Raw genomic sequence first — 17,562 nt, forward strand, 5'->3', positions numbered from 1 at the left:
CGAATGAGGAACGAATGAAGTAATCTGTTTCTTTAATTTTACAGATTGCTTAGTACCTCGCAATGACTTATAAGACCAAAACCTCTCTGTATATTCAGAGAGGTTTTTTTGTTTGATTTTGTCAGGAAAAAAGGGTAAATTCGTTTAACTTCTGATAAAATGAATTGAAACTCTCTTTATCATAATAATTGGCAGTAATAAAAAACAGAACGAATTGTCCATAATCATTGCAAAAATACAGAACAAGGAATGTTTCTTTTTTTCAGACACAAAAGTATCTATCGAAAGTGACGATTCAACAGTTTTTGGAGAACAAAAATTAAGACTAGCACCTGAAGAAGGTAGTTTGAAAGTTCATATTTTACAGAGAAGAATGTCTATCGCATTTGCAGGAACTGTCGCTATTTGTGAGGAGATAATTCAAAGTCTTTTTAAGAAACAACCTAATAAAATACCTGAATACCTTCAAGAAGAATTAATTAGAAAAATGATGATTCTGAATTTATCCTTGCTCTAGTTGATAAAGATTTTAATCCAAGATTATTCAAAATAGACCAGAAAAAATGTGAAGAAGGAAATTCATTCTGGATTGGAAACCAAAATGCATTCTCGGAATTTCAAAGTTTTTTTGTAGAGTCTGACATTAGTGATTTAAAGGAAAAAACTAGTAGGGCTTTTCAACAAATGTTAGAAAACACTAAAATCCCTACCATTGGAGACTTTGTAATTGGATGCCTTTTTACAGAGAAATATTCTTCTTTTATATATGAAGATTCAATTTCATTTGCAGGAAGTTTAAAAACCATAACAATATCTGCAAACGAATGGACACAAATTGGAAATGAAACAAATGAAGATGGAGCTTTTATAGTATCAAATTTAATCTCTGATCAAGTACAGAAACCTGCAGTATGCCTATTTTTTGAATATGGAAATGTTGCTTTTTTATACTTTCCAATAACTGAAAACCATAGAGAAACAAGACCAATAGTTATAAAAACACAAAGCCGAAATCAACTACAAAATTATGTCTTAGAAAATTTTGGATTGAATTTAATTGGATTTACATTTAAAGGAGGAAAAATAAACTATAAATAAATACTACTGCAAACACCGTATAAACTTTATTGCTGGTTTTAGCTCACTTGGGAAATTCCTCCAGAATTTCGCCGTTCGTGCTTTATTTAGTAAATTCACTGCTTAAACAACGCAACAAATCTTACACAACAACGTTAAACGAACTACTTCAATTTTCCAAAATAATAAAATGAAAAACTACACATTACTAATAGTACTTAGCTTACTGCTTTTTAATTGTACAGACAAAAAAGAAGTAAGCTCTGTAGATTTTAAAAATTGGTCTAAAAGACACTTAGCAATAAACACAAAAGATTCTTTAGAGTACGGTAAATCTTACTTGTCTGTATATTCACAAATTTACAGTGTATCAGAACATAAAACCCATAGTTTAACTGCTATGGTTAGTTTACGGAATATAAGTGACACAGACACTATCTATTTATTAAAAGCAGAGTATTACGATACAAAAGGTAAATCTGTACGTTCTTATTTTGATAAAACAATCTTTTTAGCTCCTTTAGAAACTACAGAAATTATCATTGATGAAGTTGAAAAAAATGGAGAAACGGGTTCTAATTTTATTTTCGAATGGAAAATACCAAAAGATTGCCCAGAACCTTTATTTGAAGGAATCATGAATTCTACCAAAGGTCAACAAGGATTGTCTTTTACAACACAGTCTAGAAGAATTAAATAAAAATAAATAGTAAATTTATCTTTTTAAAATGATATTTTATGAAGTGGAAAGGAAATAGAAAAAGTTCTAATGTAGAAGACAGAAGAGGTGCCTCTTCTGGCGGGAGTTCTGGTGGTTTAGGCAGTTTAAGTCCTATGATAATTGGACTTTTATTAAAATTAGTGACTTCTAAAAAAGGATTAATTTTTGTAGGTATTGTTTTGGCTGTCATGTATTTTACAGGCAATAATCCTTTAAACTTTATTACAGGAAATACTGGGAATCAAATAGAATCTTCAACTACCTACAAAGGAACAGCTAAAGAAAATGAGTTAGCAGAATTTAGTAACCAAGTTTTAAGAAGTACAGAAGATGTTTGGAACCAAATTATACAAGATTATAGAGAACCTACTTTAGTTCTTTTTACAGGCTCTGTGAATTCTGCTTGCGGAAGTGCTTCTAGTGCAACTGGTCCTTTCTATTGTCCTGGTGATGAAAAACTATACATAGATTTAAGTTTTTTTGAAGAAATGGAAAGAAACTTAAATGCTCCTGGAGATTTTGCGCAAGCGTATGTAATTGCACATGAAGTTGGTCATCACATTCAAACCATTACAGGTATCAGTAAAAAAGTACAAGCTTTACGAGGTAAAGTGAGTCAAACAGAATACAACAAATACTCTGTTATGTTAGAATTACAAGCAGATTTTTACGCTGGTGTTTGGGCGCATCATTCTCAAAAAGATAATTTAATTTTAGATGACAATGATTTAGAAGAAGCGTTAAATGCTGCAAATGCTATTGGAGACGATCGTTTACAAAAACAATCTACAGGACGCGTTGTACCAGACTCTTTTACCCACGGAACTTCTGCGCAAAGAATGCGTTGGTTTAAAAAAGGTTTTGATACTGGCGATGTTAACCAAGGTGATACTTTTAGTGCAAGTTCTTTATAACTTTTAATTTATTACTCCTATATGATTTCAATTAAAAAAGCAGCTTTAGAAGATGTTAAAGCATTAGCAAAAGTTGGTGAAAAGGCATTTTTTGTTCCACATAAAGAAGCTATCTCTAAGGAAATGATGGATGCTTATATTAGTACTAGTTTTAATGAGCAAAACTTAATTGAAGAGATAACCAATAAGAAGTTTCAATATAATTTAATTTTTAAAGGTGATGTTTTAGCTGGTTATTCTAAGATTATTATCAATTACAAAAACGAAAACATAAAGGAAACCAATGTTACAAAAATGGAACGTTTGTACTTATTGGAAGAGTTTTATGGTGCAGGTTTAGGTAAACAATTATTTACACACAATTTAGAGTTAGCCAAACAACAAAATCAAAAAGGTATTTGGTTGTATGTATGGGTAAAAAACTACAAAGCAATCGATTTTTACAAAAAAGCAGGCTTTAAAAAAATAGCAGATTATGATTTTCCTGTTTCTAAAACAGAAACGAGACCTAATGATGTTTTTTATTTAGAGTTTTAAGATTATAATAACCTCATAAAAAAAGCTTCAGAATACATATCTGAAGCTTTTTTATTTCCTTAAAATAAGAAGGTTATTTTTTAACCATTGTCATTGTAATTTTAGACTTCAATTCTTGTCCGCTTACTGACATATTCATATCAATTGTAGAGTTTTCAGGAATTCCAGAAGCTTTATCAATATTCATATTTCCAGAAATTTTTCCTGTAGCCATTCCAGAAACATCACCAGATAAGTCTAAAACAACTTTATCACTTGATATTGACTTTACAGTATATAAAAAATCCATTTTCATACCTTTTTCTTCTTTAGTCATTGTCCAAGTACTACCAACACTAACTGCTTCTGTAGGATACACAACATTACTAGATTGTTTTGCCATATCTTCTACTCCTGGGATGCTTGGCTCTACTTTTACTTCTAAAATTTCACCTAAGTTATTTCCTTTAGCATAAATAAGAGCACTTAACATTGGTCCCATTTGAGCTTTCATCATCTTACCAGTATCATCTAACTCTTCATCACTTTTAGTAGAATCAAAACTCATTGCTTGTCCACCTTGTAACATGTCCATAGTCATTTTAGTGAATTTCATTTCACTATCATAAGTATCATCCTTTACATCTAAAACTTTTATATCCATATTAATAAGCATTCCCATAGACATTACAGTTCCCATTTCTTGAGAAATGTTCATTTCAACATCATAAGTAGCTCCTTTTTCATAGTTTAATCTAAGTAATGCAGCATCTTGCGCTAAGCTTAAGTTTGCAGAAATAGCTAGAAATAAAATTAACAATTTTTTCATTTTTTAAAATTTAGTTTTATAATTATTTATATACAACGAATATAATATTTTGAAACAAAAAAACGCTCACAAATTGTGAGCGTTTTTAGTATAATTGTATTTATTTTAAAACTAGAAGTCTTGGTTTATGTCCCAAGCTTCTAAAATATCTTTTAAAGTTTTAATAAACATACCACCTAAAGCACCATTTACAACTCTATGATCATAAGAATGTGATACAAACATTTTTTGTCTAATTCCTATAAAATCACCTTCTGGAGTTTCTATAACCGCCGGCACTTTTCTAATAGCTCCTAAGGCTAAAATAGCAACCTGTGGTTGATTAATAATTGGTGTTCCCATAATAGAACCAAAACCACCAACATTTGTAACTGTATAAGTTCCTCCTTGTATATCATCTGGCTTTAAAGCATTATTTCTTGCTCTATTAGCTAAATCATTAACTGATTTGGTAATTCCTACCAAACTAAGTTGATCTGCATTTTTAATGACAGGAACAATTAAGTTTCCATCTGGTAACGCAGCAGCCATTCCTAAATTAATATTTTTCTTTTTAATAATGGTATCACCATTAACTGCAATATTAATTAAAGGATATTTTTTAATTGTAGTAGCAATTGCTTGCATAAAAATTGGTGTAAAAGTTAATTTCTCTCCTTCTCTTTTAAAGAAAGCATCTTTAACATTATTTCTCCAATTTACAATATTGGTTACATCAATTTCTATAAAAGATTGTACATGCGCAGAAGTCTGTATAGAATCTACCATGTGCTTAGAAATCAATTTCCCCATTCTACTCATTTCTATTATTTCATCTTCTCCATTTACAGAAATTGGAGCTGCTTTAGCAACCGTTTTCTCTATTTTTTTAGGAGCTTCAGCTTTAACAGGAGCTTCTGATGGTGTTTCTTTAATAACTTCACCTCTATTTTCTATATAAGAAAGGATGTCTTCTTTAGTAACTCTATCATCTTTACCCGAACCAGAAATAGATTCTAATTCGCTCATAGAAATACCTTCCGTTTGTGCAATATTTCTAACCAAAGGTGAATAAAACTTACCAGAATCAGAAACTTTAGCAATTGGTGTAGAAACGGTGTCAACAGCTTTTTCAATCGTTTTTTCTATCTCTTCCACTGGAGACTTTTCTGCATTTCCAGATGCAGCAACTGGTTCTGCACCAGAACCTTCTCCTTCTATTTCTATAATTGCAATGGTTGCTCCAACAGCAACAACATCATCTTTTTCAAATAAAATTTCTATTAATGTACCAGCAACTTCAGAAGGAATTTCTGAGTCTACTTTATCTGTAGCAATTTCTACCACAGCTTCATCTAATTCAATGGTATCTCCAACTTCTTTTAACCAAGAAGTTATCGTTGCTTCTGCAACACTTTCTCCCATTTTAGGTAATTTCAATTCAAATCTCGCCATTTTATCTAATTTTTCAGTATGCAAAAGTACTAAAAATCGTTGATTTTTTAGTGTTTTTAATCTAATAAAAAAATGAAACTACAAAACAAACTTTACATTATCCATAATAAAACTTATTTTAAATTTAATTTTGATGAATTTAATGTAACAAAAAATTAATTTTAATATATTTTATACAATATTGATTACCAATACAACTTTTATTTATGTAAACATAAAATAGGTAATCAACTTAAACAAGCTATTTTAAAAAGTTAAGTAATTAAAGATTATAATAGTATCTATAAGTTTTAAGAGAAACAAAAGAAATAAAAATGATCTTTAGCTATATAAATGTCCTTTTTAAATTTATTGATTTTCGATAATATTTAATTTCAACATTTAAATAATTCAAGAAACATAAAAATTTAAAAATACAATTCTAAAGTCCACCAAAAACTGCAGCAACAATTAACAAAGCATATAAGGACATGGTTATAATAGTAAAAACTCCTATAAACTTATAGTGAGATTTTAACATATCAAAAGCTTTAGCTAAAGTTTCATCATTTTTTGTAGACAATGCGGTTTTCATTTTATTAGAGAATTGTAATAAGTAATATACCGGAAAAAAATAAATAATGGCTAGTACCAAATAAGTTACTGTCATTGTTAATCCTAAACTCGCAGGCATACCAGGTTGCATTTTACCTGCCAATTCGAAAATAGTTGTAGCAAAAACAGCAAAAACAAGCATGATTGCAATTAAGATAAAACCAATAATTGACAAGAATTTTGCCCATTTAGCTGTTTCTTTTAAAAAATTCTTAGAAGCCTTAGTTATTGTAAGCTGTTCTAATTGAGTAATAGGATTGTGTATCATAAAATGAATTGTAAGGTTTCGTTTTTTCAAAAATAAACAAAAAAAAGAAGCCACGAATTCACAATTAAAAATTTGTGTATTCGTGGCTATAATAATATCTAAAAAATCATTCCTTTTTAGGAATAACTAATTATATTAAGTTATTTAAATTCAGAAATTGTATTTTTAATAATTGAAATACAATCCATTAATTGTGCTTTATTCATCACCAATGGTGGTGCAAAACGGATAATATTTCCATGAGTAGGTTTCGCCAATAAACCATTCTCTTTTAATTTCATACAAATATCCCAAGCTGTAGAACTATCTTCAGAATCATTAATTAAAATTGCATTTAACAAACCTTTTCCTCTAACCGATTCTACTAAATGGTTGTTTTTACAAAACTCAGTTAATTCAGCTCTAAATATAATACCTAAAGCTTCTGCATTTTCCGCTAAGTTTTCTTCTGCAACAACTTCTAATGCCGCAATTGCAACAGCTGCCGCCACAGGGTTTCCTCCAAATGTAGAACCATGATTACCAGGTCCAATAACATCCATAATATTATTATTCGCTAAAACAGCCGAAACAGGATATGCACCACCACTTAACGCTTTACCTAAAATTAAAATATCTGGTTTCACATTCTCATGATCAACTGCCAACATTTTACCAGTTCTTGCAATTCCTGTTTGCACTTCATCTGCAATAAAAAGAACATTATACTCTGCACACATTTTTTTTGCCGCAGCCAAATATCCTTCAGAAGGTACATAAACACCAGCTTCACCCTGTATTGGTTCTACCAAAAAAGCCGCAATATTGTTACTACTTTCTAAAACCTTTTGTAACTCTTGTAAATTATCATATTCAATTTTGAGGAAACCTTTCGTGTAAGGACCAAAATTCTTTCTTGCAACAGGATCATTAGAAAACGAAATAATAGTAGTTGTTCTACCATGAAAATTATTCTCACAAACAATAATCTCCGCCTTATTCTCTTTAATTCCTTTTACTTCATATGCCCATTTTCTAGCAATTTTTAAAGCAGTTTCAACCGCTTCAGCACCAGTATTCATTGGTAATAATTTGTCAAAACCAAAAAGTTCTGTAGCAAATTTCTCATACTTACCCAAAACATCATTATAAAATGCACGCGAAGTTAAAGTCAAGGTTTTAGCTTGATTCACCATTGCATCAACAATTTTCGGATGACAATGACCTTGATTTACAGCAGAATATGCTGATAAAAAGTCATAATATTTTTTCCCTTCTGCATCCCAAACATAAACACCTTCACCCCTACTTAAAACCACAGGAAGTGGATGATAGTTATGTGCTCCATATTTGTTCTCTAGTTCAATCGCTTCTTTCGAAGTTAATTTGTCTAAAACAGTCATTTTTTTTCGTTTTAAATGTTTATAATAAAATAACCATTCCTGTTCTACCTTTATCTTTTCAGCAAATACTGAAAACTCAGCGTGGGAAAGAAATCATCCCCGAAGTTTAGCAAAAGTAATCAATTAATAACTTACCTTAAAAATTATTTGGGCGTTACCTAAAGGTCGTGCTTTACACTATATCTTTTTTGTATATAGTTTATAAAAAACATACGTCAGGTAATTATTTTATTTCATTACTAATAACAACAGTTGTCAAAAAAGGATGCCGTTTCAATCACTAACGCAAAAAGATATTGAAAATTTATAATAAGTGTTTGAAAATGGAAATTAACAAAGTTATTCATTATAATGTTAAAAGTTAATTTGTCATTTCGACTTTTTAAGAAGAATCACATTAAGAATGTTAAGCATAGTATTATCAATTAAATGAAATATCATAGTTAGTACTCTTTTGTAATGATTTCACACACTGCCAGTCAAAACCTTTACGTTTAGTAAAATAAACCAAGGCTATTGATTCCAATATTAACCCCAATTTGTCTTTTCTACCTTTTAGGGGAGAAATCGCATAAGGTTTAGTAATTATTGTGTTATCACTGTTATGGGATTTCTCCTAGCATCGAAATCATAATTTAGATAATTTTATCTAATGCATAGATTACAAAAATGACAACCATTAAGATTTAGCTTGTGCTCGTTTATAACAAGTACAAATACTTCAATATAAAATCCTTAACTTTATAAGATTGACTAAGACTATCCACTCAAAGCTTTACACCCAATTTGTCTTTTCGACTTTTTAGGAGAAATCACATAAAAAAGTAAAGTATTGTGTAATCAAGCATATGAGATTTATCCTAAAATTTAAATGACAATTTAGATGATTTCATCTAATATTCAGATTACAAAAATGACTATAATTTAAGTTTAGAAAGAAACAAACTCAATTACAAAGAAAAAAGATTTACTAAAATAAGTTGAAATTAACAAAAGTGACAAGGATTAAGAATTCGCGACTGCTCGTTGCTAAGGAGTACACAATACCAAACTAAAACTTTACGGTTAGTAAAATAAACCAAGGCTTATTCTTCAAATAATTACACCTAAACTATCATTTCAACCTTTTGTAAAAAATCACCTAACAATATAAAGTAGTGTATGATCAAGAGCATAAGATTTTTCTTAACAAAATCCCATGTTAGATGATTTTATGTAATTCATAGATTACAAAAAGTGACTATGATTTGAGTTTAGGACAAAAAAAACCTCAATTCATAAGAATTGAGGTTTAGGATCTTGAATATTCAAGATTAAAGAAAGGCGGCGACCTACTCTCCCACATAAATGCAGTACCATCGGCGCGATTGGGCTTAACTTCTCTGTTCGAGATGGGAAGAGGTGAGCCCCAATGCTATAACCACCCTAAAATTTTCAGCTAAATAATTTTAACTGTATAAGTTAACATATGGTAAAATAATATCTAAATCGTCTAATAAATAAAAAGGTTCTGCTCCCGCCTTTCGGCGGGAAGCGTACATAAGTCTATGGGTTATTAGTATCACTTGGCTATGACATTACTGCCTTTACACCTATGACCTATCAACGTTGTAATCTCCAACGACCCTTTAAAGAAATCTCATCTTGTGGTGGGTTTCGCGCTTATATGCTTTCAGCGCTTATCCCTTCCCGACGTAGCTACCCTGCTATGCTTCTGGCGAAACAACAGGTACACTAGAGGTCAGTCCAACTCGGTCCTCTCGTACTAGAGTCAGATCCACGCAAATTTCTAACGCCCACAGCAGATAGAGACCGAACTGTCTCACGACGTTCTGAACCCAGCTCGCGTGCCACTTTAATGGGCGAACAGCCCAACCCTTGGGACCTTCTCCAGCCCCAGGATGTGACGAGCCGACATCGAGGTGCCAAACCCCCCCGTCGATATGAGCTCTTGGGGGAGATCAGCCTGTTATCCCCGGAGTACCTTTTATCCTTTGAGCGATGGCCCTTCCATGCGGAACCACCGGATCACTATGCTCTTGTTTCCAACCTGATCGACCTGTATGTCTCTCAGTCAAGCACCCTTATGCCATTGCACTCTACGTACGGTTACCAAGCGTACTGAGGGTACCTTTAGAAGCCTCCGTTACTCTTTTGGAGGCGACCACCCCAGTCAAACTACCCACCAAGCACTGTCCTCATCTCTGAGTTAGACTCTAGATAAGCAAAGGGTGGTATTTCAAGGACGACTCCACAACGCCTAGCGACGCCGCTTCAATGTCTCCCACCTATCCTACACATTACTTATCCAAAGCCAATACTAAGCTATAGTAAAGGTTCACGGGGTCTTTTCGTCCCGCTGCGGGTAATCGGCATCTTCACCGATACTACAATTTCACCGAGCTCATGGCTGAGACAGTGTCCAGATCGTTGCACCATTCGTGCAGGTCGGAACTTACCCGACAAGGAATTTCGCTACCTTAGGACCGTTATAGTTACGGCCGCCGTTTACTGGGGCTTCATTTCAGATCTTCGCCGAAGCTAAACCCTCCACTTAACCTTCCAGCACCGGGCAGGTGTCAGGCCTTATACATCATCTTTCAATTTAGCAAAGCCCTGTGTTTTTGATAAACAGTCGCCTGGACCTTTTCACTGCGGCCCATCCGAAGATGGGCGACCCTTCTCCCGAAGTTACGGGTCTATTTTGCCTAGTTCCTTAGCCATGAATCTCTCGAGCACCTTAGAATTCTCATCCCAACTACCTGTGTCGGTTTACGGTACGGGTTCTTATAATCTGAAGCTTAGAGGTTTTTCTTGGAAGCCCTTAGGCACACTATCCAATTGTCCGAAGACGCTTGGTACTATCACATTTCACCTAACTCTGCGGATTTACCTACAGTGCCAATAGCTACATGTTTCAACGAACTATTCCGTCAGTTCGCGGTGCTTTCATTACTCCGTCACCCCATCGCAATTATAAGAAGTACAGGAATATTAACCTGTTATCCATCGACTACTCCCTTCGGATTCGCCTTAGGACCCGACTAACCCTCAGCTGATTAGCATCGCTGAGGAAACCTTAGTCTTTCGGTGTGGGGGTTTCTCGCCCCCATTATCGTTACTTATGCCTACATTTTCTTTTGTAAACACTCCAGCATACCTCACAGTACACCTTCTACGCTGATTACAATGCTCCCCTACCACTAACGTGTCTTTCAACGTTAATCCATAGCTTCGGTAATATGTTTATGCCCGATTATTATCCATGCGAAATCGCTCGACTAGTGAGCTGTTACGCACTCTTTAAATGAATGGCTGCTTCCAAGCCAACATCCTAGCTGTCTAAGCAATTTCACCTCGTTTTTTCAACTTAACATATATTTGGGGACCTTAGCTGATGGTCTGGGTTCTTTCCCTCTCGGACATGGACCTTAGCACCCATGCCCTCACTGCTGAGAAACATTTTATAGCATTCGGAGTTTGTCAGGAATTGGTAGGCGGTGAAGCCCCCGCATCCAATCAGTAGCTCTACCTCTATAAAACTTTTACTCAACGCTGCACCTAAATGCATTTCGGGGAGTACGAGCTATTTCCGAGTTTGATTGGCCTTTCACCCCTACCCACAGGTCATCCAAAGACTTTTCAACGTCAACTGGTTCGGTCCTCCACTGTGTGTTACCACAGCTTCAACCTGCCCATGGGTAGATCACTCGGTTTCGCGTCTACTACTACTAACTAAAGCGCCCTATTCAGACTCGCTTTCGCTACGGCTCCTTGACTTAATCAATTAACCTTGCTAGAAACAGTAACTCGTAGGCTCATTATGCAAAAGGCACGCCGTCACACCATAAATGATGCTCCGACCGCTTGTAGGCGTACGGTTTCAGGTTCTATTTCACTCCCTTACTTAGGGTTCTTTTCACCTTTCCCTCACGGTACTAGTTCACTATCGGTCTCTCAGGAGTATTTAGCCTTACCGGATGGTCCCGGTGGATTCATACAGGATTACTCGTGTCCCGCACTACTCAGGGTACCACTATCTTAAATTCGCTTACTTTTACGGGACTATCACCCTCTATGGTCAGTCTTTCCAAACTGTTCTAATTCACTTATCTTCGAATATCGTGGCCCTACAACCCCAAATTTGCCGTAACAAATTTGGTTTGGGCTAATCCGCGTTCGCTCGCCACTACTAACGGAATCACTATTGTTTTCTCTTCCTCCGGTTACTTAGATGTTTCAGTTCACCGGGTTTACCCCTATTGCTAGGTGACATGTCTTCAACATGCCGGGTTGCCCCATTCGGATATCTACGGATCAAAAGGTATGTGCCCCTCCCCGTAGCTTTTCGCAGCTTATCACGTCCTTCGTCGTCTCTGAGAGCCTAGGCATCCGCCATACGCCCTTACTTAACTTATTGTACTTTTTGCTACAGTATGTTTCCATACTATAATGAACTCTTTTATATTTTTATAAAAAAATTATTTAATTAGAATATAAATATTCTAATTGTTCTCTATCTATTTGATTCTTACGATATCATTTTACCAATATGTCAATGAACTTGTGGTCTATTTACTTGAAATTGACCGTTGTGGAGAATATCGGAGTCGAACCGATGACCTCTTGCGTGCAAGGCAAGCGCTCTAGCCAGCTGAGCTAATCCCCCATTATGAAATTCAGAATAAATCCTAAATTATGAATGTAGAATCCTCTTACTTCCAGAATTTCCTTAGTACTTTAGCTTTTTGTAGTCCCGGGCAGACTCGAACTGCCGACCTCTACATTATCAGTGTAGCGCTCTAACCAGCTGAGCTACGAGACTATAATAGCTTAAAATACTTATATTATAAAATTAACAGCAAAGAGTAAAAATGACCTTTTTTTTGTAACTCACCATCTTTCTCTAGAAAGGAGGTGTTCCAGCCGCACCTTCCGGTACGGCTACCTTGTTACGACTTAGCCCTAGTTACCAGTTTTACCCTAGGCGGCTCCTTGCGGTGACCGACTTCAGGCACTCCCAGCTTCCATGGCTTGACGGGCGGTGTGTACAAGGCCCGGGAACGTATTCACCGGATCATGGCTGATATCCGATTACTAGCGATTCCAGCTTCACGGAGTCGAGTTGCAGACTCCGATCCGAACTGTGATATGGTTTATAGATTCGCTCTCTGTTGCCAGATGGCTGCTCATTGTCCATACCATTGTAGCACGTGTGTGGCCCAGGACGTAAGGGCCGTGATGATTTGACGTCATCCCCACCTTCCTCACTACTTGCGTAGGCAGTCTCGTTAGAGTCCCCAACTTTACTTGATGGCAACTAACGACAGGGGTTGCGCTCGTTATAGGACTTAACCTGACACCTCACGGCACGAGCTGACGACAACCATGCAGCACCTTGTAATCTGTCCGAAGAAAACTCTATCTCTAAAGCTGTCAGACTACATTTAAGCCCTGGTAAGGTTCCTCGCGTATCATCGAATTAAACCACATGCTCCACCGCTTGTGCGGGCCCCCGTCAATTCCTTTGAGTTTCAGTCTTGCGACCGTACTCCCCAGGTGGGATACTTATCACTTTCGCTTAGTCACTGAGCTAATGCCCAACAACTAGTATCCATCGTTTACGGCGTGGACTACCAGGGTATCTAATCCTGTTCGCTCCCCACGCTTTCGTCCCTCAGCGTCAGTACATACGTAGTAGACTGCCTTCGCAATCGGTATTCTGTGTAATATCTATGCATTTCACCGCTACACTACACATTCTATCTACTTCCATATGACTCAAGTCAACCAGTATCAAAGGCAGTTCCATAGTTGAGCTATGGGATTTCACCTCTGACTTAATCGACCGCCTGCGGACCCTTTAAACCCAATGATTCCGGATAACGCTCGGACCCTCCGTATTACCGCGGCTGCTGGCACGGAGTTAGCCGGTCCTTATTCTTACAGTACCGTCAAGCTGGTATACATACCAGTGTTTCTTCCTGTATAAAAGAAGTTTACAACCCATAGGGCAGTCATCCTTCACGCGGCATGGCTGGGTCAGAGTTGCCTCCATTGCCCAATATTCCTCACTGCTGCCTCCCGTAGGAGTCTGGTCCGTGTCTCAGTACCAGTGTGGGGGATCTCCCTCTCAGGACCCCTACCTATCAAAGTCATGGTAAGCCGTTACCTTACCATCTAACTAATAGGACGCATAGCCATCTTTTACCAATAAATCTTTAATTAAGTCTTGATGCCAAAACTCAATACCATGGAGCATTAATCTTCATTTCTAAAGGCTATTCTCCAGTAAAAGGTAGGTTCTATACGCGTTACGCACCCGTGCGCCGGTCGTCATCTGTGCAAGCACAATGTTACCCCTCGACTTGCATGTGTTAAGCCTGCCGCTAGCGTTCATCCTGAGCCAGGATCAAACTCTTCATTGTATATTTTAAATATTTTAATGAATAAGTTTCAAAAGAATTTGTTTAAATAAATCTAAACATGGTTATTCTACTCTTTAATTACGCTGTCAATTTCAATATTTTCAATGAACTTTGTTTTAATCTTAAACAGTAACCTAAAAGCTACTCCCTAAATAAAACTTTGTAGAAATGTTAGACTCGAACTAACTGACTCTTTTAAGAGTCATTCCAAATTTTCTCTGATCGTTTTCGCTGTATTTCTTAGCGGCTGCAAACATACAAACTATTTCTAATCTGACAATAAAAAATTAAACTTTTTTTTTATTTTTTATTGTTTGCTCTAAAACTAAAAAATTCTTGAACGTTTTGCCGAAAATTTCGGACTGCAAACATACAACTCTTTTTAATTATAAACCTAAGGAAATTGTTATTTTATTTTTAATAAAATTTTGACATTTTATCTAATTAAAATACTAATAATCACCTTACTTACAACTCCTCAATGAACGTTGCTAACTGTGTGATATTACTGTTAGCGGGTGCAAACTTACAACTCATTTTTAATCTAACAACTATTTTTTTACCTTTATTTTAATTTAATTTTACAATGCGTTTTAAGATACTTGTTTTTAACTGTTTATGAAGAAAGTTTTTTTGAGGGTATTTTTTGACCGATATGAACATTGAGGGTTTTTCTTAGAAAATCCCATATTTTAATCTAAACTTCATCTAAAACACCAAAAAGTTTTGGGTTGAATTTTGAAAATATCGTGTATTTATTATTGCATTCTTTTAATTCTTCTGATTAGTTACGGGTTTTTATTCTAAAAAAAAGCTCTATTATTATAATAATCGTGCCTTTTACCTCTATAGACGCTATTCATCTGTTCTATTTTTAACTTTTAATTCTTAATACTTCGTCTAAAATAGAAAAATTAGTCTTATATAAGATGTAATTCTTAAAATGATTCTAGAAATATTCTTTTTAAACACATAGCAACATAGAAAACATAGTTTTGTTCTCTCATTTATAAATAGTTTTTGAATAATTCGAATAGAGCATCGTTTAAAAACAAATAAAATCTTCGGTTAAACGAAGTCTGAACTTATTTTAAGAATCTAATAGCTCTGGACTGCGCTCGAACTGACAGTATGTTAAGATCCTTAAAAATTGGTTTTATTTACTTATCGATAAATATCTATATATAAAGTAGTCTTTTCGAAATAAAACTTAAGCTGGTACATACTCGTGTTAGGGATTGAAACGGCATCCTTTTTATATGCTTATTGATGCGATAGCAGAAATAAGCATATAAAAAGATATAGTGGAAAGCCCGACCTTTTTTTTCTAAATATTCTTTAAATTGATGTTGGTCATTAAATAAAAACGAAACTTATATAGTCTTGACTAAAAAAGGGAACACCCAAAAGAGAATATTTGTCCTTTTGAATATATGTATTCAATTAGCCTTATAATAAAATCATAAATGCAATGAAAGTAAATACAATTATTTGTCCCCATTTTAGATACACTCCTACTTTAGCGTGTTCTTTTAAATAGCTAGAAATACTGCCTGCTAAAATTGCTATGATTGTAAATACTAAAAAAGACACCACAATAAAAAGAGCGCCTAAAGTATAAAACTGAACAACGCTTGACATCGTTTTAGAAAACAAAAACTGAGGAAAAAATGCTAAAAAGAATAAAGCAACCTTAGGGTTTAATACATTCATTATAAATCCCTTTTTGAATAGTTTAAATGTAGACTCTTTTTGAATATTGGTATTGGATAAGACTATTTTAGCATTACTTTTATAGACTTTGTAGGCTAAAAAGAGCAGATAACTTGCTCCTAATAATTTAATGATCAAGAAGAGACTTTCATTTTCTTTGATGATTGCCGATACTCCGAAAGCGACTAATGTAGTGTGCACCAAACAACCAGACATTAAGCCTAAAACTGTAGCGATACCATATTTTGTTCCGTTTACAATACTCTGTGTTAATACAAAAATATTGTCTGGACCTGGAGAAATTGCTAAAATAGCTGTTGCAAAGGCAAAAGAAATCAAAGTTTCTACCATAACAATTAAGTTCTTTTAGGTAAGTAAATTGCTTTATTAAACTTTTAGTTAGACTTTAAGATTGTTTTAGAATTGCTTTATTAATTCGTTTTACCAAACTTGGTCCTTCGTAAATAAAACCTGTGTAAACTTGTACTAAATCTGCACCTGCATTTAGTTTTTCTAACGCATCTTTTTCTGAGTGAATACCTCCTACTCCGATTATAGGAAAAGCTTTTTTTGAGGTATCTGCTAAGTATTTAATTACAGCTGTACTTTGGTTTTTAACGGGTTGACCACTAACACCACCATTTCCTATTTCTGATAAACGTTCTTTTGAAACTTTTAGATTTTCTCTATTTGTAGAAGTATTTGAAGCAATCACACCATCAATTTTTGTTTCATGCACCAATTCAATAATTTCATCTAACTGGATATTATTTAGATCCGGAGCAATTTTTAATAAAATTGGTTTTTGTACTTTTTCTTTATTATTAAGATTCTGACAAGCAGAAATTAATTCTAATAAATAGTCTTTATCATTTAATTTTGCATGGCTACCTACATTTGGACAGCTTACATTTAATACAAAATAATCTACATATGGATGCAATTCTGTAAAAACCTCGCAATAATCTTGCGTATAATTTTCTGGAGTTGTTGCTGTATTTTTACCAATATTTCCACCAATAATAACTTGTCCTTTATTCTTTTTTAGGTTTTTAATGGCAGCTTCCATTCCGTCATTATTAAACCCCATTCTATTTATAATTCCTTGATCGTCTTTTAATCTAAATAACCTTTTTTTAGGATTACCAACTTGTCCTTTTGGTGTCACGGTTCCTATTTCTATAAATCCGAAACCAAAATTTGCCAATTCATTATACAAAACTGCATTTTTATCGAAACCTGCTGCCAAACCTACTGGATTCTTAAAGGTTAATCCGAATAAGGTTTTTTCTAATCGTTTGTCATCAACCACATATAAACTTCTGAATACAGAAGAAACAAAAGGAATTTTACAAAGGTTTTTGACTAAAGAAAAAGTGAAGTAATGAATTTTTTCTGGATCGAATAAAAAGAAAATCGGTCTTACAATAGATTTGTACATGCTTTACTAGAATTATTTTAAGTAGCTTATTTCTAGTTTTCAAAATTACAAATTTTATAATGATAAAACTCTAAAACCTATTTCAAATAAAAAATCAAAAAAAATTAAAAAAATTATTTAAAAAAAAAAATGATAACACACTCAAAAAGAGGTAGAAATAAAAAATATTTTCTTTTCTATTTTTCTATTTCAGAAAAGAAAAAAATCATCTTGTAATGTAAATAATTAGCATTCGACAAAGAAAC

Annotated in this window: 11 protein-coding genes, 2 tRNA genes and 3 rRNA genes; 5 read left to right on the forward strand and 11 right to left on the reverse strand. The window is 34.3% G+C overall.

The window, feature by feature from the left end:
* Positions 1 to 214 precede the first annotated feature (214 nt).
* The 5 genes from H0I29_RS17615 (at position 215) to H0I29_RS17635 (ending at position 3,249) form a co-directional block, all read left to right on the forward strand.
* Positions 215 to 517, forward strand: a complete 303-nt coding sequence (locus H0I29_RS17615) for a hypothetical protein (protein WP_218753743.1) — start codon at positions 215 to 217, stop codon at positions 515 to 517.
* 167 nt (positions 518 to 684) lie between these two features.
* Positions 685 to 1,098, forward strand: a complete 414-nt coding sequence (locus H0I29_RS17620; RefSeq protein ID WP_218753745.1) for a hypothetical protein — start codon at positions 685 to 687, stop codon at positions 1,096 to 1,098.
* 169 nt (positions 1,099 to 1,267) lie between these two features.
* Positions 1,268 to 1,777, forward strand: a complete 510-nt coding sequence (locus H0I29_RS17625) for a DUF3124 domain-containing protein (RefSeq protein ID WP_218753747.1) — start codon at positions 1,268 to 1,270, stop codon at positions 1,775 to 1,777.
* A 38-nt stretch (positions 1,778 to 1,815) separates the two neighbouring features.
* A complete protein-coding gene (locus H0I29_RS17630) occupies positions 1,816 to 2,712 on the forward strand; it encodes a neutral zinc metallopeptidase (RefSeq protein ID WP_218753749.1) in 897 nt (298 codons plus the stop codon).
* Between the two features lie 21 nt (positions 2,713 to 2,733).
* Positions 2,734 to 3,249: a GNAT family N-acetyltransferase gene (locus H0I29_RS17635; protein ID WP_218753751.1), complete on the forward strand. Its 516-nt coding sequence runs from the start codon at positions 2,734 to 2,736 to the stop codon at positions 3,247 to 3,249.
* Positions 3,250 to 3,322: 73 nt separating this feature from the next.
* Here H0I29_RS17635 and H0I29_RS17640 read toward each other — a convergent pair whose 3' ends face one another.
* The 11 genes from H0I29_RS17640 to H0I29_RS17690 form a co-directional block, all read right to left on the reverse strand.
* The gene (locus H0I29_RS17640) at positions 3,323 to 4,057 is read right to left on the reverse strand and encodes a hypothetical protein (protein WP_218730828.1); all 735 of its coding nucleotides are present in this window, start codon (positions 4,055 to 4,057) and stop codon (positions 3,323 to 3,325) included.
* A 111-nt stretch (positions 4,058 to 4,168) separates the two neighbouring features.
* Positions 4,169 to 5,491 carry a dihydrolipoamide acetyltransferase family protein gene (locus H0I29_RS17645; RefSeq protein ID WP_218753752.1) on the reverse strand — a complete coding sequence of 441 codons (1,323 nt, stop codon included), beginning with the start codon at positions 5,489 to 5,491 and terminating at the stop codon, positions 4,169 to 4,171.
* A 421-nt stretch (positions 5,492 to 5,912) separates the two neighbouring features.
* Positions 5,913 to 6,353 carry a DUF5362 family protein gene (locus H0I29_RS17650; RefSeq protein WP_254712661.1) on the reverse strand — a complete coding sequence of 147 codons (441 nt, stop codon included), beginning with the start codon at positions 6,351 to 6,353 and terminating at the stop codon, positions 5,913 to 5,915.
* 140 nt (positions 6,354 to 6,493) lie between these two features.
* On the reverse strand, positions 6,494 to 7,735 hold the full coding sequence (gene rocD, locus H0I29_RS17655; RefSeq protein WP_218753754.1) for an ornithine--oxo-acid transaminase: 1,242 nt from the start codon (positions 7,733 to 7,735) through the stop codon (positions 6,494 to 6,496).
* 1,318 nt (positions 7,736 to 9,053) lie between these two features.
* Positions 9,054 to 9,163 (reverse strand): 5S ribosomal RNA (rrf, locus tag H0I29_RS17660).
* A 107-nt stretch (positions 9,164 to 9,270) separates the two neighbouring features.
* Positions 9,271 to 12,155, reverse strand: a 23S ribosomal RNA gene (locus H0I29_RS17665).
* Between the two features lie 175 nt (positions 12,156 to 12,330).
* A tRNA-Ala gene (locus tag H0I29_RS17670) sits at positions 12,331 to 12,404 on the reverse strand.
* 82 nt (positions 12,405 to 12,486) lie between these two features.
* A tRNA-Ile gene (locus H0I29_RS17675) sits at positions 12,487 to 12,560 on the reverse strand.
* Between the two features lie 85 nt (positions 12,561 to 12,645).
* A 16S ribosomal RNA gene (locus H0I29_RS17680) occupies positions 12,646 to 14,163 on the reverse strand.
* The 16S, 23S and 5S rRNA genes sit together here with 2 tRNA genes alongside, the layout of an rRNA operon.
* A gap of 1,449 nt (positions 14,164 to 15,612) precedes the next feature.
* Complete coding sequence (locus H0I29_RS17685; RefSeq protein WP_218753756.1) at positions 15,613 to 16,227, reverse strand: LysE family translocator; 615 nt, start codon at positions 16,225 to 16,227, stop codon at positions 15,613 to 15,615.
* 55 nt (positions 16,228 to 16,282) lie between these two features.
* Entirely contained in the window at positions 16,283 to 17,317 is a 1,035-nt protein-coding gene (locus tag H0I29_RS17690) for a quinone-dependent dihydroorotate dehydrogenase (RefSeq protein ID WP_218753758.1), read from the reverse strand.
* Positions 17,318 to 17,562 lie beyond the last annotated feature (245 nt).

This window comes from Polaribacter sp. R2A056_3_33, from assembly GCF_019278485.1.
Classification (GTDB): domain Bacteria; phylum Bacteroidota; class Bacteroidia; order Flavobacteriales; family Flavobacteriaceae; genus Polaribacter.

Coding starts and splice junctions, on each gene's coding strand:
- H0I29_RS17620 (WP_218753745.1), top strand. CDS start 685: ATGTTAGAAAACACTAAAATCCCTACCATTGGAGACTTTGTAATTGGA.
- H0I29_RS17625 (WP_218753747.1), top strand. CDS start 1,268: ATGAAAAACTACACATTACTAATAGTACTTAGCTTACTGCTTTTTAAT.
- H0I29_RS17630 (WP_218753749.1), top strand. CDS start 1,816: ATGAAGTGGAAAGGAAATAGAAAAAGTTCTAATGTAGAAGACAGAAGA.
- H0I29_RS17635 (WP_218753751.1), top strand. CDS start 2,734: ATGATTTCAATTAAAAAAGCAGCTTTAGAAGATGTTAAAGCATTAGCA.
- H0I29_RS17640 (WP_218730828.1), bottom strand. CDS start 4,057: ATGAAAAAATTGTTAATTTTATTTCTAGCTATTTCTGCAAACTTAAGC.
- H0I29_RS17645 (WP_218753752.1), bottom strand. CDS start 5,491: ATGGCGAGATTTGAATTGAAATTACCTAAAATGGGAGAAAGTGTTGCA.
- H0I29_RS17650 (WP_254712661.1), bottom strand. CDS start 6,353: ATGATACACAATCCTATTACTCAATTAGAACAGCTTACAATAACTAAG.
- rocD (WP_218753754.1), bottom strand. CDS start 7,735: ATGACTGTTTTAGACAAATTAACTTCGAAAGAAGCGATTGAACTAGAG.
- H0I29_RS17685 (WP_218753756.1), bottom strand. CDS start 16,227: ATGGTAGAAACTTTGATTTCTTTTGCCTTTGCAACAGCTATTTTAGCA.
- H0I29_RS17690 (WP_218753758.1), bottom strand. CDS start 17,317: ATGTACAAATCTATTGTAAGACCGATTTTCTTTTTATTCGATCCAGAA.